Annotated in this window: 17 protein-coding genes and 1 tRNA gene; 10 read left to right on the top strand and 8 right to left on the bottom strand. The window is 66.4% G+C overall.

Going from position 1 to position 22,120, the window contains the following annotated elements; translation table 11 throughout:
- Positions 1 to 121: 121 nt before the first annotated feature.
- Entirely contained in the window at positions 122 to 4,111 is a 3,990-nt protein-coding gene (gene hrpA, locus ACIPUB_RS11280; RefSeq protein WP_407607456.1) for an ATP-dependent RNA helicase HrpA, read from the bottom strand.
- Positions 4,112 to 4,527: 416 nt separating this feature from the next.
- Here hrpA and ACIPUB_RS11275 point away from each other — a divergent pair, with 416 nt between their 5' ends.
- From ACIPUB_RS11275 to ACIPUB_RS11265, 3 genes are all read left to right on the top strand, one after another.
- Positions 4,528 to 5,535 carry an ABC transporter substrate-binding protein gene (locus tag ACIPUB_RS11275; protein WP_407607455.1) on the top strand — a complete coding sequence of 336 codons (1,008 nt, stop codon included), beginning with the start codon at positions 4,528 to 4,530 and terminating at the stop codon, positions 5,533 to 5,535.
- A 93-nt stretch (positions 5,536 to 5,628) separates the two neighbouring features.
- Positions 5,629 to 6,552 carry an ABC transporter permease gene (locus tag ACIPUB_RS11270; RefSeq protein WP_407607454.1) on the top strand — a complete coding sequence of 308 codons (924 nt, stop codon included), beginning with the start codon at positions 5,629 to 5,631 and terminating at the stop codon, positions 6,550 to 6,552.
- Entirely contained in the window at positions 6,545 to 7,336 is a 792-nt protein-coding gene (locus tag ACIPUB_RS11265) for an ABC transporter ATP-binding protein (RefSeq protein WP_407607453.1), read from the top strand. Before ACIPUB_RS11270 ends, ACIPUB_RS11265 begins: the two co-directional genes overlap by 8 nt.
- Before the next feature lie 253 nt (positions 7,337 to 7,589).
- Here the strand turns inward: ACIPUB_RS11265 and ACIPUB_RS11260 are convergent, their stop codons facing one another.
- The 3 genes from ACIPUB_RS11260 to ACIPUB_RS11250 all read right to left on the bottom strand — a co-directional run bounded on the left by ACIPUB_RS11260 (position 7,590) and on the right by ACIPUB_RS11250 (position 11,048).
- Positions 7,590 to 7,814, bottom strand: a complete 225-nt coding sequence (locus tag ACIPUB_RS11260; protein ID WP_407607452.1) for a PadR family transcriptional regulator — start codon at positions 7,812 to 7,814, stop codon at positions 7,590 to 7,592.
- Between the two features lie 89 nt (positions 7,815 to 7,903).
- Positions 7,904 to 9,412 carry a cardiolipin synthase gene (cls, locus tag ACIPUB_RS11255; RefSeq protein ID WP_407607451.1) on the bottom strand — a complete coding sequence of 503 codons (1,509 nt, stop codon included), beginning with the start codon at positions 9,410 to 9,412 and terminating at the stop codon, positions 7,904 to 7,906.
- A gap of 142 nt (positions 9,413 to 9,554) precedes the next feature.
- The gene (locus tag ACIPUB_RS11250) at positions 9,555 to 11,048 is read right to left on the bottom strand and encodes a carboxylesterase/lipase family protein (RefSeq protein WP_407607450.1); all 1,494 of its coding nucleotides are present in this window, start codon (positions 11,046 to 11,048) and stop codon (positions 9,555 to 9,557) included.
- Between the two features lie 153 nt (positions 11,049 to 11,201).
- Here ACIPUB_RS11250 and ACIPUB_RS11245 point away from each other — a divergent pair, with 153 nt between their 5' ends.
- A complete protein-coding gene (locus ACIPUB_RS11245) occupies positions 11,202 to 11,573 on the top strand; it encodes an iron chaperone (RefSeq protein WP_407607449.1) in 372 nt (123 codons plus the stop codon).
- 28 nt (positions 11,574 to 11,601) lie between these two features.
- On the opposite strand, the gene ACIPUB_RS11240 is transcribed toward ACIPUB_RS11245, so the two are convergent.
- Positions 11,602 to 11,814: a hypothetical protein gene (locus tag ACIPUB_RS11240; protein WP_407607448.1), complete on the bottom strand. Its 213-nt coding sequence runs from the start codon at positions 11,812 to 11,814 to the stop codon at positions 11,602 to 11,604.
- Between the two features lie 268 nt (positions 11,815 to 12,082).
- Between ACIPUB_RS11240 and ACIPUB_RS11235 the strand changes: the two genes are divergently transcribed.
- Both ACIPUB_RS11235 and ACIPUB_RS11230 read left to right on the top strand, forming a co-directional pair.
- Positions 12,083 to 13,450: a sensor histidine kinase gene (locus tag ACIPUB_RS11235; RefSeq protein ID WP_407607447.1), complete on the top strand. Its 1,368-nt coding sequence runs from the start codon at positions 12,083 to 12,085 to the stop codon at positions 13,448 to 13,450.
- Positions 13,447 to 14,112 carry a response regulator gene (locus ACIPUB_RS11230; RefSeq protein WP_407607446.1) on the top strand — a complete coding sequence of 222 codons (666 nt, stop codon included), beginning with the start codon at positions 13,447 to 13,449 and terminating at the stop codon, positions 14,110 to 14,112. Before ACIPUB_RS11235 ends, ACIPUB_RS11230 begins: the two co-directional genes overlap by 4 nt.
- Before the next feature lie 145 nt (positions 14,113 to 14,257).
- Here ACIPUB_RS11230 and ACIPUB_RS11225 read toward each other — a convergent pair whose 3' ends face one another.
- The 3 genes from ACIPUB_RS11225 to ACIPUB_RS11215 all read right to left on the bottom strand — a co-directional run bounded on the left by ACIPUB_RS11225 (position 14,258) and on the right by ACIPUB_RS11215 (position 16,424).
- Complete coding sequence (locus ACIPUB_RS11225) at positions 14,258 to 15,523, bottom strand: RNA polymerase sigma factor (RefSeq protein WP_407607445.1); 1,266 nt, start codon at positions 15,521 to 15,523, stop codon at positions 14,258 to 14,260.
- A 33-nt stretch (positions 15,524 to 15,556) separates the two neighbouring features.
- Complete coding sequence (locus tag ACIPUB_RS11220) at positions 15,557 to 15,982, bottom strand: YciI family protein (RefSeq protein ID WP_264269255.1); 426 nt, start codon at positions 15,980 to 15,982, stop codon at positions 15,557 to 15,559.
- A 366-nt stretch (positions 15,983 to 16,348) separates the two neighbouring features.
- Positions 16,349 to 16,424, bottom strand: a tRNA-Arg gene (locus ACIPUB_RS11215).
- 203 nt (positions 16,425 to 16,627) lie between these two features.
- On the opposite strand from ACIPUB_RS11215, the gene argS reads away from it, so the two are divergent.
- From argS to thrC, 4 genes are read left to right on the top strand one after another with little or no spacing between them, the layout of a single operon-like run.
- Positions 16,628 to 18,268 (top strand): arginine--tRNA ligase, encoded by a 1,641-nt coding sequence (argS, locus tag ACIPUB_RS11210; protein ID WP_407607444.1) that lies wholly within the window; start codon positions 16,628 to 16,630, stop codon positions 18,266 to 18,268.
- A 6-nt stretch (positions 18,269 to 18,274) separates the two neighbouring features.
- Positions 18,275 to 19,696, top strand: a complete 1,422-nt coding sequence (lysA, locus tag ACIPUB_RS11205) for a diaminopimelate decarboxylase (RefSeq protein WP_407607443.1) — start codon at positions 18,275 to 18,277, stop codon at positions 19,694 to 19,696.
- Positions 19,697 to 19,704: 8 nt separating this feature from the next.
- Positions 19,705 to 20,991, top strand: coding sequence for a homoserine dehydrogenase (locus ACIPUB_RS11200; protein WP_407607442.1), 1,287 nt, complete (start codon positions 19,705 to 19,707; stop codon positions 20,989 to 20,991).
- Positions 20,992 to 22,092 carry a threonine synthase gene (gene thrC / locus ACIPUB_RS11195; protein ID WP_407607441.1) on the top strand — a complete coding sequence of 367 codons (1,101 nt, stop codon included), beginning with the start codon at positions 20,992 to 20,994 and terminating at the stop codon, positions 22,090 to 22,092.
- Positions 22,093 to 22,120: the final 28 nt, after the last annotated feature.

Here is a 22,120-nt window from a genome sequence, read left to right as displayed (position 1 = left end):
CCCCCCCCCCCCCCCCCCCCCCCCCCCCCCCCCCCCCCCCCCCGGCCCCCCCCCCCCCCCCCCCCCCCCCCCCCCCCCCCCCCCCCCCCCCCCCGCGTTGCCGAGGTGCGTTGTGGACGGGCTACTTCGCCGCGGCGAGTCCCTCGCGCATCGCGGTGCGGATCCGCTTGGCGGAGACCGAGTAGGCGGTGCCCAGCTCCTGGGCGAAAAGCGAGACCCGGTATTCCTCCAGCATCCACTTCACCGCCGCCAGCGGGGCGGGCGTGCGCACCCCCGACACCAGCTGCCCGAGCGCCGCGTCGTACTCGTCCTCGAGTCCCTGGATGTCCAGCGTCGCGGCGTTGTCGCGCGCCAGGTGCCCGGTGCCGAGCTTTTCCAGCCGCTTTTCGATGGCCGCGATGTAGCGCGGCAGCTGGGCCAGCTGCGCATAGCCGGTGTTGGCCACGAATCCCGGGTACACCAGCTGCTCGAGCTGGGACTTCACGTCATTCAGCGCATTGACCAGGGCCAGCGAGGAAGCGGACTTCAGCTCCTTGTTGATCCGCCGGGTGCCGGAGAGCACCTTCTCGACGATGGCGGTGACCTCGAAGACGGTGTCGATCAGCTCGGCTCGGACGCGTTCGTAGAGCGCATCGAACTCCGCCTTGTCCAACGGCAGCTTCTCGGGGACCAGCCGGTCCACCGCGGCCATGGTGCAGTCCTGGATCAGCGAGGCCACCGAACCGTGAGGGTTCTGCGTGAAGACCAGCTTTTCCTGGTTGTTCAGGTGGTCAAGGACGTAGCGGGCGGGGGAGGGGACCTTGAGCAGCAGCAGCCGGATGACGCCGGTGCGGTGGGCGGCCATCTGCTCGACGGGGTTGCGGAAGACCGTCAGGCGCACGGAAGTCTTCTCATCCAGCAGCGCCGGGTAGGCGGTGACCTGCTGCCCGGCGACCTCCGTGACCACCTTTTCGGTGATGACGCCGTTGACGCCGATCCCGGTGTCCCAGTCGGTCAACCCGCTGCGTTCCCAGATGGTGGTGGCCACCGCGCCGCCCTTGCCGCGCGGGGCAGCCGCCGCGGCCCGGGACTTCCCGGTGCCCTTGGCGTTGTTGCCAACTGCCGACTTCGGGCCGCCGGCGCCGGCCGACCCGGTGGGCAGGGCGGCCCCTGGCTTGACGCCCAGGGAACGGGCCAGGGCAGAGCGGTTGGCCGCGGCAAGCGTCTGCTGCAGCACGGCCAGCTCCTGGGACTCGTCCAGGATCTTGGCCTCGGAGTCCACGACGGTGAAGGTGAAGCGCAGGTGGGGCGGCAGGGCCTCCCAGTTCCAGGAACCGGGCGGGATCACCACGCCCTTGAGCCGGCGCAACACCAGCTCCAGGGACGCGGCCAGGTCGTCGGTCTCCGGGTTGAAGTCGGCTTCCAGCGCGGCCACCGCGGTGCGGGCGACATCGGGGGCCGGCACGAAGTTCTTCCGGATGGCCTTGGGCAGAGACTTGATCAGCGCGGTGACCAGCTCGACGCGCAGCCCCGGGATGAGCCAGCGGAAGCGCACGGGGTCAAGCTGGTTCAGGAAGAGCACCGGGACGCGCACCGAGACGCCGTCGGATTCCCCGGCGCGGGCCGCCGGGTTGTACTCGTAGACCAGGTCCAGGTCCAGGGTGCCGTGTCGCCAGGTCCGCGGGAAGGCGTCCTCGTCCAGTTCCGTCGCATCGGCGGCCAGCATGTCCTCGGGGTTGAAGTCCAGCAGCGTCGGGTCCTGATGCCGGGCGGTCTTCCACCAGCGGTCGAAGTGCCGCTCGGAGAGGACCTCGGGACCCAGCCGCGCGTCGTAGAACTCGAAGAGGTCCTCGTCGGACACCCGCAGGTCCCGGCGGCGCATGCGGGTCTCGAGCTCCTCGATGTCCTCGAGCACCCGGCGGTTGCGGGCGAAGAACTTGTGGTGGGTCTTCCAGTCGCCCTCCACCAGCGCGTGGCGGATGAACAGCTCGCGGCAGAGCTCCGGGTCCACGCGCGAGTACTGGATGCGGCGGCGCGGCACGATCGGCAGTCCGAAGAGCGTGACCTTCTCGTAGCCCATGACCGCGCCGGAGTTCCGCGACCAGTGCGGTTCGGAGTAGCTGCGCTTGAGCAGGTCCCCGGCGACCTCCTCGACCCACTTGGGGTCCAGTCGGGCCACGGTGCGGGCCCAGAGTCGGGAAGTCTCCACCAATTCGGCGGCCATGACCCATTCGCTGTTCTTCCGCGACAGGGCCGAACCCGGGAAGACGGAGAAACGGGTGCCGCGGGCGCCGACGTATTCGCGCTTGCGTTCGTCCCAGGAACCCACATGCCCCAGCAGGCCGGAGAGCAGGGAGATGTGGATGGCGTCCTCGTGGACGGCGGGGTCCACCGGCTCGGGGGAGATCGTGATGCCCAGCGGCTTCGCCAATTGGCGCAGCTGGGTGAAGAGGTCCTGCCACTCGCGCACGCGCAGGTAGTTGATGTATTCGTTCTTGCACAGCCGGCGGAAGGCCGAGGAGGAAAGCTCCTTCTGCTTTTCCTGCAGGTAGCGCCAGAGGTTCAGCAGGGAGGAGAAGTCGGACTTCGCATCCATGAAGCGCTTGTGCATTTCGGCGGCGCGTTCGCGCTTGCCGGTTTCCTCGCTGGGGCGCTCGCGCGGATCCTGGATGGAGAGCACCGCGGCGAGCACCATGACCTCCTTGGCGCAGCCCCTTGAGCCGGCTTCGACGATCATCCGGCCCAGGCGCACGTCCACCGGCAGCTGGGCCAGCTGCGAACCGACCTTGGTGATGGTGGCCTCGGTGCCGGTGTTCAGGGCCCCGAGCTCGCGCAGCAGTGCCACTCCGTCGTTGACCGACTTGGCATCGGGCGGCTGGACGAAGGGGAAGTCCGCGACGTCGCGGGCGGTGCGCACCACTCCCATCGAGCTCATCTGCAGGATCACCGCGGCCAGGTTGGTGCGCAGGATCTCCGGGTCGGTGAACTCCGGGCGCGTCTCGAAGTCGTCCTGCGAGTACAGCCGGATGGCGATGCCGTCGGACACGCGCCCGCAACGGCCCGAGCGCTGGTTGGCGCTGGCCTGTGAGACCCGTTCGATGGGCAGGCGCTGGACCTTGGTGCGGTGGGAGTAGCGCGAGATGCGGGCGGTGCCGGTGTCGATGACGTACTTGATGCCCGGCACGGTCAGCGAGGTCTCCGCGACGTTGGTGGCCAGCACGATGCGCCGGTTCTTCCCGGGGTTGAAGACCTGGTGCTGCTCGGCCAGCGAGAGCCGGGCGAACAGCGGCAGGATCTCGGTCCCGGCCAGGCGCCGGTTGGTCTTCACGCGGGCCCGCAGCACCTCGGCGGCGTCGCGGATCTCCCGCTCGCCGGGGAAGAAGATCAGGATGTCCCCGGGCGCCTCGGCGGCCAGTTCGTCCACGGCCTCCGCGATGGCGTCCAGCGGGTCGCGGTCCTCGGCCTGGGCGTCGGGGTCCAGCTCGTCATCGTCCATGCCGTCGGCCGGGTTCAACGGCCGGTAGCGCAGCTCGACGGGGAAGGTGCGGCCGGAGACCTCGATGATGGGCGCGGGTACCGGTTCCTCGCCCTCGGGCCCGGGGGCGGCGAAGTGTTCGGCAAAGCGCTGGGGGTCGATGGTGGCGGAGGTGATGACGATCTTCAGATCCGGCCGCTTGGGCAGGATCCGGCGCAGGTAGCCGAGCAGGAAGTCGATGTTGAGGCTGCGTTCGTGGGCCTCGTCGATGATGATGGCGTTGTACTTCTTCAGCAGCTTGTCGCGCTGGATCTCGGCCAGCAGGATGCCGTCGGTCATCACCTTGACCTTGGTGGCCCGGGAGACCTCGCCCGTGAAGCGCACGTGGAAGCCGACGTCCTCGCCGATCTTGGTTCCCAGTTCCTCGGCGATCCGTTCGGCGACGGTGCGCGCGGCCAGGCGGCGCGGCTGGGTGTGCCCGATCATCCCGCGTTCGCCCATGCCCAGCTCCAAGAGCATCTTGGGCAGCTGGGTGGTCTTGCCGGAACCGGTTTCACCGGCGACGATGACCACCTGGTTGTCCTTGATGGCGGACATGATGTCATCGCGTCGCGCGGAAACGGGAAGGGCTTCGGGATAGGAAATCGTCAGGGCCATGATGACCCAAGTCTATGCCAGCGGCGTCGGCGGCCAGTGCCTGCCCGGCCGTCGGGCCGGACGCGTGGCACGGTGCCTTGGATCAGCGGCCGGTCATCCGTTTCTTGGCGTTTGAGGTGTCAAGACACGGCTTTGTCCACGGTACCGTCTGATTCTCGAGACACTGGGATACCAATTGTCCGTTTATCGATGGCGATTGATGAAAGATGCATGGCAAGATGATGAATGCATCACCGTTTGTCTTGCAATTCAGGGTAGATGGAAGAAATGTGAGTAGCTTCACATGTAGTATCGAAGCAATTCATGAGGGGAACTTCCTGCCGTTTGGACGAGGATGTACAAACTCCTGAAAATTGCCCGGAATTGGCCGAAACCGAACGCCAGGCATGACACTCGCACGTCATGAAAGGAACACAATGAAAATCTTCAAGTCCCTACAGATCGCAGCCTCGGTCGCAGCCACCGCATTGGTGCTCACCGCCTGTGGCGGATCCAGCACGCCGGAGGCCACCGGTTCCTCGGCCGCGGCCGGCCCGGTGAAGATCGGCATTGCCCAGTATGTGTCCCACCCGTCCCTTGATGCCGTGGTGACCGGTTTCAAGAAGGGCATGACCGACGCCGGCTACGCCGAGGGCGACCAGGTCACGTACGACTTCGCCAACGCCCAGGCCGACCAGGCCACCAACACTGCAATGGTGGGCAAGTTCGCCAGCGACGGTGACATGGACCTGGTCCTGGCCATCGCCACGCCGACCGCGCAGGCCGCGGCCCAGTCGATCACGAACATCCCGGTGGTTTTCTCCGCCGTCACCGATCCCCTGGAAGCCAAGCTGGTCTCCAGCCTGGAAGCACCGGGAGCCAACGTCACCGGCACCTCGGACAAGAACCCGGTCAAGGAACAGCTTGAGCTGCTCAAGAAGATCAAGCCGGAAGCCAAGTCCGTTGGCATCGTTTACTCCTCGGGCGAAGTCAACTCCGGGGTCCAGGTCCAGTGGGCCAAGGACGCAGCGGCCGAACTCGGCCTGACCATCGAAGAGAAGGCCATCTCGGCTTCCTCCGAGGTCCAGCAGGCAGCCTCGGGCCTGAACGTCGATGCGTTCTACGTGCCGACCGACAACGCTGTGGTTTCCGCTCTGGAAGGCCTGTTGCAGACCGCCCAGGACAAGAAGATCCCGGTGATTTCCGCCGACGGCGAGTCCGTCAAGCGCGGTGCCACCGCCACCTACGGCCTGAACTACGAGAAGCTCGGCGAGCAGACCGCTGCAATGGCCGTGAAGCTCCTCAAGGGCGAGGCCGAAGCCGCAACGATGCCGGTGGAGACCATCACCCAGGTCGAGCTGTACGTCAACACCACTGCTGCGGAGAAGATCGGGATGACCTTCCCGGAGGACATGCTCTCCGAGGCTGCAGAGACCTACAAGTAAACCCGATCGCCAACGCGTTCCACCCGGTGGCCGGTCGGCTTGCTCCGACCGGCCACCAACATTTACCCAATACACAAGACGCTAGGATCCACCATGATCACCGCGGTTGAACTAGGCCTGATCTACGCGATCATGGCACTCGGGGTCTACCTGACCTTCCGCATACTCGACTTCCCCGACCTGACCGTTGACGGAAGCTTCACCACCGGCGCAGCAGTCGCATCCATCTCGATTGTCAATGGCGTCAACCCGTTCATTGCCACCGCCATCGCATTCTTCATCGGCGCCATCGCCGGTGTCATCACCGGCCTGCTCCACACCAAGGGCAAAATCGACGGGCTGTTGGCCGGTATCCTGACCATGATCGCGCTGTACTCGATCAACCTGCGCATCATGACCAAGGCCAACGTCCCGCTTCTGGGCGAGACCACGGTGCTGACCTTCCTGCGCGAGAACCAGTGGCTGGGGACCTGGACCTCCATCGGGTTGATGTTCCTGGGCTGCCTGGTCGCCGTGGCGGCCATCGTGTGGTTCCTGCGCACCGACGTCGGCCTGGCCATGCGAGCCACCGGCGACAACGAGGAAATGATCCGTTCCCTCGGCGTGAACACCGACAACCAGAAGATCCTGGGCCTGGCGCTCTCCAACGGCCTGGTCGGGCTCTCCGGCGCGATCATCGCCCAGTTTCAGGGCTTCGCCGACATCGGCATGGGCATCGGCGTCATCCTGATCGGCCTCGCGTCGGTCATCGTGGGCCAGGCCATCTTCGGCCAGAAGTTCATCTGGATTGCCGCGCTGGCCGTCGTCTTCGGCTCTGTCGCCTACCGCCTGGTCATCCAGCTGGCGCTGAATGCCGGACTCGAGGTCAACGACATGAAGCTGATTTCCGCGGTCCTGGTGGTCATCGCCCTGCTTCTGCCACAGTGGAAGGGCTTCGGGAAGTTCGCCAACCGCATCAGCATCCGCAGCAAGTCCGTCACCACCGACGACAAAAAGGAGGTGGGCGTCGATGCTTGAGATCACCAACCTGAACAAGACGTTCTTCCCCGGAACCGTCAATGAGCGCAAGGCGCTGCGCGACATCAACCTGACGCTTACCGACGGCGAGTTTGTCACGGTGATCGGCTCCAACGGGGCGGGCAAGTCCACGGTGCTGAACATGGTGGGCGGCAAGCTTCGCCCCGACACCGGGGCGGTGCGCATCGCCGGGAAGGACGTGACCAAGCTTCCCGACCACTCCCGTGCCAGATTCATCGGCCGGGTCTTCCAGGACCCGATGGCCGGCACCGCGCCCAACATGACCATCGAGGAGAACATGTCGCTGGCCCTGGGCCGCGGCACCTTGCGTGCATTGGCCTCCGGTGTCACCAAGCGCAAGCGAGAGATGTTCGTGGAGGAATTGCGCTCGCTGGAACTCGGCCTGGAAAACCGGCTCAAGGCCAAGGTCGGGCTGCTGTCCGGTGGCCAGCGCCAAGCGCTGAGCCTGCTCATGGCCACGTTCTCCGGACCCAAGATCCTGCTGCTCGACGAGCACACCGCGGCGCTGGATCCGCAGCGTGCGGCACTGGTGGCACGGCTGACCGAGGAAATCGTCGTGCGCCACCAGCTGACGACGTTGATGGTCACGCACAACATGGAACAGGCCCTGCGCCTGGGCACGCGACTGATCATGATGCACGACGGACAGATCATCCTGGACCTGGACTCGGCACAGAAGGCCAAGATGACGGTTCCCGGCCTGTTGCACGAGTTCGAGAAGATCAAGGGTGCCCAGCTCGATGACCGGACCATGCTTCAGTAACCCGGACAACGCCCCGGCGCTTGCCTCCTGACGGAGGCGAGGAGCCTTCGAGGGAGCGGTAACGCCACGACACGAGCGATCCCCGAAGCGGGGGTCGCCCGGTTCGGGCGGTGCCGCTCCCTTTTGATTCGCTCGGCGCTTTCACCGGCTGGATCCGACGACCGGATGTCGCTTTGCCACTCTTCCCCATATCTGGCGCGTTCGGAAGCCGAGGTGAGGCGGGTCGCCATGTGGAGGCGACGCCCGATCTTGTTCATGAAGACTCCGTATGTCCCTGTGCGGTGGCCCGATCCAGTTGGCCGTCGGCCCAATCGCGCCCGGCGGGAAGCATTAAATAGAGCCGCCGGCGCTGGCCGGGGCGATCGACGCCGGTTTCCCGGCGCGATTGAAGGAAGCCGGCACCCTCCAGGCGCTCGAGCAGCGGGTAGATGGTGCCGGCTGGAAGCCCTGTCTTGGTGGAGATCAGCAATCCCCACATCTCGGAGTCGCGCGGGCGGGTGCGAACCGGACGGCAAGGATTGCACGGGGCGGGGTGATTGCCCTGTCGGTGGTGAACGGGGGGTGCTGCTACTGCAGCGCTGAGGTCAGGCGGGCCAGATTGTCCAGCACCGTGGAGCGCAACGGCTGCTTGAGCCATTCCTCGAGCGTGAGCAGCCGGCTGACCTCGCGATAGTCGTCTTCGACCTTGCGCATCTGGTCCACGAAGCCGACATCGCGCACCAACATCGAGACCTCCATGTTCAGGCCGAAGGAACGCATGTCCATGTTGCTGGATCCGATCAGCGCAGTCTCGTCGTCGATGGTGAAGTGCTTGGCGTGCAGGATGTACGGGGCCGGGTAGAGGTAGATCCGCACCCCGGCGCGCAGCAACTCCTCATAGTAGGAACGCTGCGCATGGTAGACCAGCGCCTGGTCCCCGATTTCGGAGACAAAGAGGTCAACAGGGATACCGCGGGCGACAGCGGAGGTGACCGCGTACATCAGCGATTCGTCGGGCACGAAGTAGGGAGAGGTGATCACGATGCGTTTTTGGGCCGCGTGGATCAGCCCCAGGAAGAGCCGCAGGTTGTTTTCGCGCTCGAACCCCGGGCCCGAGGGGACCACCTGGGTGAGCATGGTTCCGCGCTCTTCGCGGTGGTCGATCAGCGCTGTGCCCAGCCGGCCCAGCGAATCGCCGCTGGCCACCAGCTCCGCCCGGCGCACGCCCTCGATGATGACCTCCCCGGTCTCGGAGTACCAGTCGGAGATGAACACCGCATCCAGCGTGGCCACGCCCGGTCCGTGCAGCTCCAGGACCAGTTCCTTCCACTTCAGGCCGCGGGCAATGTTCTTCTTCACGTTGTAGTCACGGGAAATCATGTTCAGCGAGCCCATGTAGCCGACGGTGCCGTCAATGACCAGGATCTTGCGGTGGTTGCGCAGGTCCGGGCGCTGGAACTTGCCGTTCAACGGCTGCAGGGGGAGCATCAGTCGCCAGTCCGCGCCCATCGCATCCAGGCGCGCCTTGGTGGCAGCATAGTGCGGTTTGCCGCGTGAGGCCCAGTGGTCAAGCATCACGTTCACCCGCACCCCGCGCGCAATGGCCCGTTCCAGTGCCTCGAAGAACCCGGCGGTGGTCGCATCCACGCTGAGGATGTAGAACTGCACGTGGACATAGTCGGTGGCCGCATCGACGGCCTCGGCCATGGTTTGGATGGTCTGCTCGTAGTCGCCCAGCAGCCGGCCCGAATTCCCCGCCAGCAGGGGCAGGCCGCCGTAGGCGTTGTTCATCTCCACCAGCGAGTTGAACCAGGCAGGGTTTTTCCCGCGGGATTCGTCGTGGCGTTCCTCGGCGCTGATCGAGCGCATGAACGTGTTGATCTCCTCCTGCACCTCGCGGCGCTTTCGCGGGAGCTTGGGCGAACCGATCAGCAGGAAGGCGATGACCCCGAAGTAGGGGATCAGGAAGATGGCCAGCAGCCACGCCATCCCGGAGGTGGGGCGGCGGTTGCGCGGGACGAAGATCACGGCAAGGACGCGAATGGCCAAATCCAGGACCACCAGCGCGGTCGCCCACCACCAGGCACCTGTAAACATGTATGCAACTTTCCCCGAATTTCGCTGTTCATTCCCCAAGCTACGCTAGCCGATGCCCGTAACCGGCAGCGACGCCACCGGGGGTTGGCCGCGGGAAGCACCGTGGCGGGGTACGGGGCGGGGTCAGCGGTGGATCACGGCGTCAGCCGATCGCGCCTGCCTCGTCGTCGCGCGGGGAGAAGACGACGTCGTTGCCCAGTCCGTTGAACGTCTTCACCGGGCGGCGGATGTCCCAGTGTGGCCATTCGGCGTACCCCAGGGTGGCAAAGCAGACCCAGGCCTCGTGCATGGCGGTGGCCAGGGAATGCGGTGCCTCCGCGCCCACCAGTCCCGCAGCGTCCTCGGTGCCCAGATTGTCAAAGACGAAGGGCAGTTCCATGCGGTGTGCCGCGCCCAGGTCCTGGACCGGGCTGTGCCAGGCGAACTCGTATACCTGGGTCTGTCCTTCGGCGTAGCGCCTGGCATCGGCCAGCGTGTACATCGGCACCCGCAACAACTTGTCGGTGGCCAGGGCGCCCAGGATCTCACCTGGGCCGGCACCGGGTCGGTTGCGCCCGTAGAGCCGCTGCGCCTCCTTGGAGATGCCGGCCTTCCGCCGTGCCAAAGCGAGTTGCACCTTGGAGACCTTGGCGCCGCGGCCAGTGGGCCCCAGCCAGAGTCGGGACTCCTGGGTCGTGGTGCCGATCAACAGGGGAGTGTCCATTCCGGCACCGGCGAGCATGGCCTCCAGCGGATCCAGGGGCACCAGCAGCGGCTCGATCGCCAGCCCATAGGCCGGACCTCCATCCAACGGCGTCGAATCGGCGGCCACCCGGAGGTGGGAAGCCAGCAGCTCGGCGGGGGTGCGGGCGGAGAATTCCTCCCGAGTGGCTTCGATGCCCAGGTCCTTGGCGATGCGTTGGGTCATCCGTCTGGCCCGGGCCAGGGGCAAGGCGGTCAGCGGGGCGCTTTGGATGATGGCGCGCGCGAACAGCGAGGAGGCACGCGGGTGTGCCAGCAGTGCCGCCACCATGGTGCCGCCGGCTCCGTGTCCCATGAGGATGACCTGCTCCGGGTCCCCGCCGAAGGAGGCGATGTTAGCCCTGGTCCATTCCAGGGCGGCAACGACATCGGCAAGCCCCAGGTTCGGCGGGGCGTCCTCCAGCAGCGAGAATCCTTCGGCGCCCAGCCGGTAGTTTGCCGCGACGAAGACCACTGCGTCGCGGGCAAAGGCGGTGCCGTCATAGCCGGGCAGCGCGTTGGACCCATGCTGCAACGATCCGCCGTGGATCCACAGCAGCACCGGGCGCAAGCCCGAGGTGCGCTTGGCGGGGGCAAAGACATTCACGTTCAGGCACCCGTCGCCGGGAATGGCGACGGTGGGCAGCAGCGCGCCCAGTGCCCCGGAATAGGGGACCTGTCCCGCGGTGGGTCCGTAGTCGCCGGCGTCCAGGGTTTCGCTCCACGGGTCCGGGAGCGTGGGGACGGCAAAACGGTTCTTGCCCACTGGCGCGGCGGCATAGGGAATCCCCAGGAAGCGCTCCACACCGCCGCTGAGTACGCCTTCCACCGGGCCGCAGGGCGTGTCGCGGACCAGCGAAATACCGTGCGGATCATTGCCACCGCCCATCAAGACCACTCCCGTATCCAGCGACACCAACGCCTAGATCCAGATTAGTCGGCTTCCTGCTCCAAGGGCAGGGGGAGCAGGAGGATCTCCCGGGGTCCCCATGGGGCAGAATGTAGCCAGATCGATGTCCCCCCCCTGCCATCGAGGGGCACCCTTCCTGAACCCCCCCCAAGGAGCACCATGGCCAAGATCAAGGGCGCCACCCCCGAGGAGTACCTCGGCAATGTTCCCGCCGAACTCCAGCCCCGCGCCAGGGCACTGCACCAGGCGCTGTGCGAGACGCTGCCCCACGCCAGCGTGCAGATCAAGTGGGGGCAACCTGCCTTCGTGGACGACACCATCCTGGTGGCCTACGCGGTGTTCTCCAAGCACATCAACCTCTACACCACGCCCAGCTCACGCGCGGCGCTCGCCGGGGAGCTGGTCGGCTACACGCTGGGCAAGGGCTCGATCCAGCTTCCCCACGACGAGCCGCTCCCACTGGAACTCATCAAGCTGGTGGCCACGTCCAGGGAGAAGGAATTCCGGGAGCAGCACGTGCGCTGGATGTAACGAAGGCCAGGCTCCTCCTGCCCCGGGTTCAGAGTGCGGAAATCGCGGGAATCGGGCTATGGCCGGCGCGGAATCCGGTCGGTGCGTGCCACCCGTCCGGCGGCTCGTCCGGCACCGGCTGCAGGGCATGTGAAAGGCCGAATATCGAGGCGGCAAGGACGGCCAGTGCGGCAAGGGCGACGGCCACGCGCGTGACCTTGGTCGTGCGCGAGCATGGGATCTGCGAGGGGAATCTCATCATGACCCCAAGTCTTCTCCCGTTCCCTGCCGTGCGCATCGAGCCCAGGACCGGGCGTGGACCGGCGAAACCGGTACCTGGGTCTGATCCGTTCGGTACCTGCGGGTGACTCGCCGGCCGGCCCGGGCGTCTACGGTAGGACCATGCACCATTGTGTTTCCCGCCCCGCGGGCCCTTGTCGGGCCGGAATGCCCGCACTGAACCCCAGCTGCCCGCGTAAACGGCGGCCGCCCGGCCAGGCAATGACCGTGCCGGCATCGGCGGGGCAGCGGTGAGCGCGGAAGCCGACTATTACGAGCCGGTTCGTTGGCGCGGGCGTTGGGGGTGGCGCTCCGATGTGACGGCCGCGGCCCTTTTTCTGGCCCTCGTGGTTTTCTGCCACGAGTTCCTGCTATGGGGCTCGTACTCGGGCAACTACCTCGGCGACACGTCGTTCTTCGTGCTGGCCGCCGCCGTGGCCATCGGTTGCGCGCGGGTCTTGCCGGGGGTGGCGCTCGCGTTGGTCTGGGTCGGCACGCTGTTGCAGATGCTCCGTGGAGTGGACGTCGACCTCGCCCAGCTGGCCGCACTGTACGTGGTGGGAATTGCCGCCAGGTACGGCACACGGCTGTGGGTTTTGTGCGCGGGCCTGTCGATTGCCGCGGGATCGGTGCTCGGCACCGCCTACATCGGCCGGATCGGCTCCTGGGTCTCCGATCCGCTCTTCCGCGCCATGGAGTCAAACGCCTGGCCCACCAACAACCAAGTCATCGCGGTCTTCGTGGTGGTTGCATCGGTGCTGACGCTGCCGTGGCTGTTGGGCCTGTTGCTGCGGCTCCTTGCCGGGAAACAGACGGCCGAACGCGGATCGGCGCGGGCGCGGGAGGAAGCGGACAGCGCCCTGGAACTGGCCCGGTTGCGCTCGGAGAACGCGGCCCTGGCTCGCGACGTGCACGACGTCGTGGGCCACTCCCTGGCCGTGATCATTGCCCAGGCCGACTCGATCCGCTTCATCCCCGACGCCGATGTGGTTCGCATCCGCGAGACGACCGGGACCATCGCCGAGGCTGCCCGCCGATCCCTGGGCGAGGTGCGCCAGGTGCTGTCGCAAACCGCGGAAACCAAGTCGACCGATGCCAGGGTCGTGGACACCGGGGCGATGGGCGCCAGACGGTCCGGTGCCAGGCAGGCCGTGTCGACGGCAACGCGCAGCTTGGCACTGCAGACCGCGCAGATGGGCCTGCTGCACCCGGCGGTCTCGGAGATCTCTGCCATCCTGCAGAACGTGCGCGGCACCGGATACGAGGTCAGCGAGGAAACGCTGGGGGAGCCGGTGCCGTTGCCGGCCGACATCGTTCCTGCCACCCGCAGGATCATCCAGGAGATGCTCGCCAACGCGCTGCACCACGGCTGCGCCACCACCCCGATCTACGTCAGGCACTACTGGGGCGCCACGAGCTATACGCTGAGCCTGACGAACTATTTCGAGGCATCGGTCCTCTCCAAGCGCGCCGGGACCGGCATTGCCGGCATGCGCCAGCGCCTGGCTAGTATGTCAGGCACCCTGAGCATCAATACCGAGGACGGGGTCGCCGGCGCCCCCGATCTGTTCACGATTGCCGCAACCTTTCCGCTCAACCACGAATGGACCACCCGTTGAACCAACCGCAGATTCGCGTGGCGCTGGTCGATGACCAGCAACTTTTTCGTTCCGGCCTGGCGGTGATCATCGGCGCCCAGCCTGACATGGCCGTGGTGGCGCAGGCTACCGACGGCACCGAGGCCCTGGGAGCGATCGCCGTCCACGAACCCGACGTGGTGCTGATGGACGTACAGATGTCGCCGATGGGCGGCGTCGAGGCCACCCGCAAGATCTTCGAGGACGCGACGGGGCGCTTCGACAAGCTCCCGAAGGTCATCATGCTCACGACCTTCGACTGGGACGAACATGCTGCCACCGCGATCCGGCACGGGGCCAGCGGCTTCATCCTCAAGGACAGCACTCCCGAGTTCGTTTGCGAATCGATTCGCGCGGTCAACGGCGGCAACGCAGTGATCGCCCCGCAGTCCCTGGCCGCGCTGTTGCGCGACGAGCCCGCACCGGTGCCCGATGTTCCCCTGCCCTACCTGGAGCTGACCGAGCGGGAGCGGGAGGTGTTCGCCGCCGTGGCGTTGGGGCTGACCAACCAAGAGATCTCCGAGAAGCTGTTCCTGAGCGGATCAACGGTCAAGACCCACATCGGGGCGATCCTGCGCAAGCTCGAGCTACGCGACCGGGTGCAGATCGTGGTCTATTCCTACGAAAACTGCATCGGCCGCTAGGCTCAATCCGCTCATTGCCTCTTGAATGTAGTGCGTATCACGCCCCGGAAATGACGGTCTCGGGGTGCAAAGGCTGTAGTGTTCATGAAAGCCAATGCACCTTTTCTCAAAGGGGCGGCGGTTAGGCCCCCACAGAGATTCGCCGTCACTGTGGGGGCCGTCCTAATTCCCCCGAAGACCTGGATTGAAGGTCCTCCGCCTTCGCCCGGAAGACTGCGCCCATGCGCCTGTTCCCGACCAGCGAGGCCGCCAAGTGGAATTCGGCCACGGCTTCGGGGTTGCGTCCCAATCGGGCCAGCAATTCCCCGCGCACGCTCGGCAACAAATGCGAACTGGCCAGTGCCCCCTGCTTTGCCAAGTGGTCGACGATGCGCAGGGCCGCATCCGGGCCTTCGGCCATCGAGACCGCCACGGCCCGATTCAGCTCGACGACGGGTCCCGGTGCAAGGCTGAACAAGGCCCCATAGAGCAGCACAATCCTGTCCCAGTCGGTTTCCCCCACGCTCCGTGCCACAGCGTGGCATTCGGCGATGGCCGCCTGGAGGGCATAGAAGCCGCGACCGTGCCGCAGTGCATCGGCACGTTCCAACGCCCGACGCCCCCGCATGATCTGCGAGTGGTCCCAGCGCGAACGGTCCTGGTCGGCCAGAAGGATCGGACTGCCGTCCCGGGAGATCCTGGCCGAAAACCGCGAGGCCTGGATCTCCATCAACGCCACCAGCCCGGCGACCTCGGGCTCCCGGGGAAGCAGTCCGAGCAGGACCCGGCCCAGGCGCAGCGCCTCGTTGGCCAGCTCGCGGCGGATCAGGTCGTCGCCGGCCGTGGCGGCGTAGCCCTCGGTGAACACGAGGTAGATCACCGCCAGCACCGCCGACAGGCGTTCGCCCCACGCCTGCGCCTCCGGGGCCTCGAACGGTATTTTGGCCGCGGCGAGCGTCTTTTTGGCACGCACGATCCGTTGCTGCACGGTGGCCACGGGCACCAGCATCATCCGGGCAATTTCCTCGGTCCGCAGCCCGCCTACGACGCGAAGTGTCAGCGCGACCTGAGCCTCACGGGACAGCACCGGATGGCAGGCGGTGAAGACCAGACGCAACACGTCGTCGTCGATGGGCTCCCAAGCTTGCTCGGTCGATTCCCGGAGGTTCCGGGCCAACTCCCGCTGGCGTTCATCGAGCCTGGTCGTCCGGCGCCACGCATCGATGGCCTTTCGCCTGGCCACCGCGGTGATCCACGCGGCCGCATTCGCCGGGATGCCCTCCTTCGGCCATTGCGCGAGCGCATCAACCAGTGCTTCCTGGGCGAGGTCCTCCGCCTGGCCAAGGTCGCCTGTCATCTTGGCCAAGGTTGCGACAATGCGCGCACCCTCGATGCGCCAGAGCGCGTCAAGGGTGCGTAGGGTGTCTGCCATGCCTGCCTTCCGGGGGTGGCCTGGGCTTCGGGTTTACGGCTGTCCGAGTTCCTCGCGCCAGACCTCTTCCTTCTTGAGGTATTCGTTGTCGGCAAAGTCCTCGAAATCCGACATGTCGGTGACGCGGCGGACCTCGAGCTTGGCGCCGGCGCCCAGTGGCGCCCGGCTGGCCCACTCCACGGCTTCCTCCTTGCTGGAGACCTGGAGGATCCAGAAGCCGTTAAACAGCTCGTGGACTTCCCCATAGGGGCCGTCGGTGACGATCGGGGTTTCCTCCGAGAAGTCGACGACGAAGGCCTCGCTGAGGTCATCGGAAAGCCCCTCTCCGGCCAGCAGCACGCCTGCCTTGATCAGGGATTCGTTGTAGGCGCCCATGGCATTGATGATCTCGTTGAAGTCCGCCTTCTCGTAGGCTTCCTTGGCGGCCTGGGTCGAGCGCATGATCAGCATGAATTTCATGGTGTTCTCCTTGGATTCGGGAAGGCGCGCAATTACGTCCTTCACTCATTACATCGAACGGGAGCCACCGATATCGACAGGTGAGCGAAAAAACTTTCAAGAACTTTGGAAGCCGTTCGATTCCGCGTGCATGTGGTCCCGGAAACAGGATGGCCGGGCGGCCGGGAGGGGGGTGTTGAGTGCCTGGCGGCGCATCGGATGCCGTACGCGTGCTTCGCAGCGTGAACGCGTGAGGAGCCAGTCCCAGCAGACAGCGCCAGCCAGGATTTCGCATCGGCCCAAACGTGCAGGCCTGGCGCCGTGGTTTCAGAAACAACAAAAAAGTCGCCATCTCCCGGTGAAACCGGGAAACAGCGACTCTTGCTTTGGTGCCCTCGAAAGGATTCGAACCTTCGACCTTCCGCTCCGGAGGCGGACGCTCTATCCCCTGAGCTACGAGGGCGTTGCCGGAAATCAACAACCAATTTCATGGTTTCTGAAGCATTTTCCGGCTGGGAACGTAGACGAGCTTAGCAGGTGTGAAGCGGTGAATGACAAATTGGGCTTTCGCCGCTGCCGGGAGGCGCCCAAATACGCATCTGATGTGTGCGACGTCGCGCCGTCACATCGTCCAATGGGGCCCGTGCCCCCGGTTATCCTTGAGTGGTGACTCCTGAAGAACTCTCCACAGCCATTTCCGCTTGCCTCCGCGACGCAGTCGACGCCGGCCAGATTTCCGTCGACGTGCCCGAGAATGTGCGAGTGGAGCGACCGAAGAGTCGCGAGCACGGGGACTGGGCCACCAACATCGCCCTGCAGCTGGGCAAAAAGGCGGGGATGAACCCGCGCGACTTCGCCCAGGTCCTGGCCACCCGCCTGGCGGAATCGGCCGGAGTTGCCGGCGTCGAGATCGCCGGACCGGGCTTCCTGAACATCACCCTCGAGGCAGGTGCCGCCGGGGGACTGGCCAAGGCCATCGTCGAGGCGGGCACCGAGTACGGCAAGAACGATGCGCTGGTGGGCCACGAGATCAACATGGAGTTCGTCTCGGCGAACCCCACCGGACCGCTGCACATCGGCCACACCCGCTGGGCAGCCCTGGGCGACTCGATCGCCCGCGTGCTCAAGGCCAGCGGCGCCACCGTCACGTCCGAGTACTACATCAACGACGCCGGCAACCAGATGAACATCTTTGCCCTTTCGGTCTACAACCGCCTGCATGGCCTGCCGGTTCCGGAGGGCGGCTATCCCGGTGCCTACATCAAGGAGCTGGCCGATGCCGTGGCCAAGGTGCACCCGGACATCCGCTCGCTCACCCAGGAAGCCGCGCTGCCGATCGTCCGCCATGCCGCCTACGTGGCGCAGATGGCCGACATCAAGGAGACCCTGAACGACTTCGGCGTCGAGTTCGACGTCTTCTTCTCCGAGCAGGAGCTGCACGCCAAGGGTGCCGTCGAGGATGCCGTGGCGCGCCTGCGCGAACAGGGCCACATCGACGACACCGACGGCGCCGTGTGGCTGCGCACCACGGACTTCGGCGACGACAAGGACCGTGTGCTGATCCGTGCCAACGGCGAGCCCACGTACTTCGCCGCCGACGCCGCCTATTACCTGTCGAAGAAGGACCGCGGATTCACCGAGAAGATCTACCTGCTCGGCGCCGACCACCACGGCTACGTCAACCGCCTCAAGGCCATCGCGGCCGCGGCCGGTGACGATCCCAAGGTCAACATCGAAGTGCTGATCGGCCAGCTGATCTCGGTCAACGGTGCCCGCCTGTCCAAGCGCGCCGGCAACATCATCGAGCTGCGCGACCTCATCGACTGGCTCGGCGCCGATGCGCTGCGATACTCGCTGGGCCGCTACCCGGCCGATTCGCCGATGACCATCGACCCGGAGCAGCTGAAGAAGAACACCAACGACAACCCGGTGTTCTACGTCCAGTACGCCCACGCCCGCTCCCGCGCGGCCTCGCGCAACGCGGTGGAGAAGGGCGTGACGCGCACCGACTTCGATGCGACGCTGCTCGTGCATGAGACCGAGAACGATCTGCTCGCGGCCCTGGGCCAGTTCCCGTCGGTTGTCGCCCAGGCAGCAACCCACCGCGAACCGCACCGCGTGGCCCGCCACGTCGAGCTGCTCGCCGGCGCATACCACTCCTGGTACGCGGCCTGCCGCGTGACCCCCGTCGGCGACGGCGCCGTCGAGCCCATCCACCGCACCCGCCTTTGGCTCAATGACGCCACCACCCAGGTCCTGGCCAACGGCCTGGGACTGCTGGGCGTCTCGGCCCCGGAAAAGATGTAAGGAACCATGACCTCTTCACCACTTGCCCCGACCTGGCTTTCCCTGCCCGCCGATGTCAATGCGCTGCGCGCAGTCGAATGGGCCGCCGGCGTCGCCCGCTCCGAAAGCGGCGAACTCGCCGTGCAGGACCTGCTGGTCAGCGACCTGGCCAAGGAATTCGGCACCCCGCTGTTCGTGCTGGACGAAGATGACTTCCGTGCCCGCGCCGCCGGCTTCAAGCAGGCCTTCGACGCCGCGTTCGCGGACCTCTGCGGCGGCGTCGATGTCTATTACGCCGGCAAGGCGTTCCTGAGCACCGAGGTGGCCCGCTGGGTCACCGCCGAGGGCCTGCGCCTGGACACCTGCTCCGGCGGTGAAATGGCCGTGGCCCGCGTCGCCGGGGTGCCGGCCGCCAACCTTTCGCTGCACGGGAACAACAAGTCGGTCGCCGAGATTCGCACCGCGCTGGAGGCCGACCTGGGCCGCATCGTCATCGACTCGCTGGACGAGCTCGAGCGCGTGGCACTGTTGGCTCGAGAGACCGGCAAGCGCGCCAACGTGATGCTGCGCCTGACCCCCGGCGTGCACGCCAGCACCCATGAGTTCATAGCCACCGCGCACGAGGACCAGAAGTTCGGCCTGTCGATGATCCCGGTGGGCAAGGACGCTTCCCCCGCTGCAGCCGCGGTCGCCTTCGCGCTGGGACACCCTGAGCTGAGCCTGCTGGGCCTGCACGCGCACATCGGCTCGCAGATCTTCGAGGCCGAGGGTTTCGCGCTGGCGGCGCAGAAGATGCTTGGCTTCCTGGCACAGGTCAGGAAGGACCACGGCGTCGAGCTGCCCGAGTTGGATTTGGGCGGCGGCTACGGCATCGCCTACACCGAGGTCGACACCCCGCGTGAACCGGCGGTACTGGCTGCCGCCATGGCAGAGGTCGTGGGCAGCACGGCTGCCGAACTGGGACTGAAGGTCCCGCGGATATCCATCGAGCCGGGCCGCGCCATCGCCGGTCCCTCCACTTTCACCCTCTACGAGGCAGGGGTGCGCAAGAGCGTCCAGGTCGAGACCGAAGACGGCACCCTGGTGCCCCGCCGCTACGTGTCGGTGGACGGCGGGATGAGCGACAACGCCCGCCCGGTGCTTTACGACGCCGACTACACCGCGGTGCTGGCCTCGCGTGTGACGGAAAGTGAACCGATTATTTCACGTGTGGTTGGGAAACATTGCGAGTCCGGTGACATAGTCGTACGGGACGTTTACCTGCCCGAGGATGTCGCCGCCGGCGACCTTTTGGCCGTTCCGGGAACCGGTGCCTATTGCTGGGCACTGTCGAGCAACTACAACTACCTGGGTCGCCCGGGCGTGGTTGCAGTGCGCAATGGCGCGGTCCGCGCCATCATCCGCAGGGAAACCGAAGCCGATCTGTTGGCCCGCGATTTGGGAGCATAGAAATACACGTGAAAACACTGAAGGTGGCCCTGCTTGGCTGCGGCAATGTCGGGTCCCAGGTGGCACGCATCCTCTTGGACCATTCCGATGTGCTGGCCGACCGTGCCGGCGCCAAGCTTGAACTCGCCGGCATCGCCGTGCGCAGCCTCGAGACCAAGCGCGACGCGGCGATTCCCGCGGAGTTGTTGACCACCGACGCAGCCGCGCTGATCGACGACGCCGACATCGTCATCGAGCTGCTTGGCGGCCTGGAACCGGCCGGTGAACTGATTCGCCGGGCGCTGGCCCGCGGTGCCTCGGTCGTCACCGGCAACAAGGCGCTGCTCGCTGCCCAAGGCGCCGAACTCAACGCGCTGGCCTTCGAGTCCGGCGCCCAGCTGCGCTACGAGGCAGCCGTCGGCGGGGCCATTCCGATCCTGCGCCCGATCTCCGATTCCCTCTCCGGGGACCGGATCAACAAGATCATGGGCATTGTCAACGGCACCACCAACTTCATCCTCGACGCGATGGACACCACCGGTGCCCAGTTCGACGACGTGCTCGCCGAGGCCCAGGCCCTGGGCTATGCCGAGGCCGACCCGACCGCCGACGTGGCAGGGCACGACGCCGCCGCGAAGGCAGCGATCCTCGCCTCCCTGGCCTTCCACACCGACTTTGCCTACGCCGACGTGCACTGCGAGGGGATCACCAAGATCACCGCCACCGACGTCGCCGCCGCCAAGGAGGCCGGCATGGTCATCAAGCTGCTGGCCATCGCCGAACGCACCCAGGACGGCATCGGCGTGCGCGTGCACCCGACGCTGCTGCGCCGCACCCACCCGCTGGCCGCCGTCCACGGCGCCTTCAACGCCGTTTTCGTCGAGGCGGAAAACGCCGGCGAGCTGATGTTCTACGGCGCCGGCGCAGGCGGGGCACCTACCGCCTCTGCCGTCATGGGCGACACCGTTTCGGTGGCCAGACGCGTGGTCTCCGGCGGTCCGCTGCCGGCCATCGCCGCACAGCAATCGGTCAAGGCGCTCGCGTTCGACGAGATCTCGACCAGCTACTGGATCGGCCTGCGAGTCTCGGACGAGCCGGGCGTGCTTGCAGCCATCGCCGCGATCTTCGCCGAGAACACCGTCTCCATCGAGGCGCTGCGCCAGTCGATCATCGAAGAAAACCACGGAGGGTCCGCCGAGCTGCGCATCGTGACCCACCGCTCCACCGAGTCCTCGCTGGCCGCCGTCGTGGCCGCCGTCGCCGATTTGGATGCCGTCCAAGAAGTAACCTCTGTCCTGCGAGTTGAAGGAAACTAAGTGGCCCACCAGTGGCGCGGAGTCATCCGCGAATATGCCGAACGCCTGCCCGTCGACGAAAACACCAAGGTCATCACCTTGGGCGAGGGCGGTACACCCCTGGTGTTCGCCCCGGCACTGAGCGAGCTCACGGGCTCCGAGGTGTACCTCAAGGTCGAGGGCATGAACCCGACCGGCTCCTTCAAGGACCGCGGGATGACCATGGCGATGACCGCAGCGGTCGCCGCCGGCGCCAAGGCAGTTGTCTGCGCATCCACCGGCAACACCTCCGCCTCCGCCGCTGCCTACGCCACCCAGGCCGGGCTCAAGTGCGCGGTGCTGGTCCCGGACGGCAAGATCTCCATGGGCAAGCTCTCCCAGGCCATCGCGCACGGCGCCGAGCTGCTGCAGGTCGACGGCAACTTCGACAACTGCCTCGAGGTCGCCCGCAAGCTCAGCGAGAACTACCCGGTGTTCCTGGTGAACTCGGTGAACCCCGCGCGCATCGAGGGCCAGAAGACCGGTGCCTTCGAGGTCGTCGACTACCTTGGCGACGCCCCCGACTACCACGTGCTTCCGGTGGGCAACGCCGGGAACATCACCGCCTACTGGAAGGGCTACAAGGAGTACTCCTCCGAGTACACCACCCAGGCAGGTGACACCCTGGCACCGGTGTCCACCAAGACCCCGATCATGTGGGGCTTCCAGGCAGCCGGCGCCGCACCCATCGTGCTGGGCCACCCGGTCACCGAACCGGACACCATCGCCACGGCCATCCGCATCGGCAACCCCGCCTCCTGGAAGCAGGCCGAAGAGGCCCGCGACGAATCGGGCGGAATCATCGACTCGGTGACCGACGCGGAGATCCTGGCCGCGCACCGCTGGCTTTCTTCCCGTGAGGGCGTCTTCGTGGAGCCGGGCTCCGCAGCCGGCGTTGCGGGCATCATCAAGCACCACGCCGCCGGCAACGTGCCGGCCGGCAAGAAGATCGTCATCACGGTCACCGGCCACGGACTGAAGGACCCCGACTGGGCCCTGAAGACCGAGGATGGATCGCCTGTCACCCCGACCAAGGTCGAGTTCGACGTCGTTTCGGTGGCCTCGGCCCTCGGCCTGGCCTAGCCCCGGCACCGGATACAAAGGGGACCAA

The organism is Paeniglutamicibacter sp. ORCA_105, assembly GCF_045798545.1.
Classification (GTDB): Bacteria; Actinomycetota; Actinomycetes; order Actinomycetales; family Micrococcaceae; genus Paeniglutamicibacter; species Paeniglutamicibacter sulfureus.
Note: the sequence above shows the minus strand (reverse complement) of the source record. Positions and strands in the feature narration are given on the sequence as shown.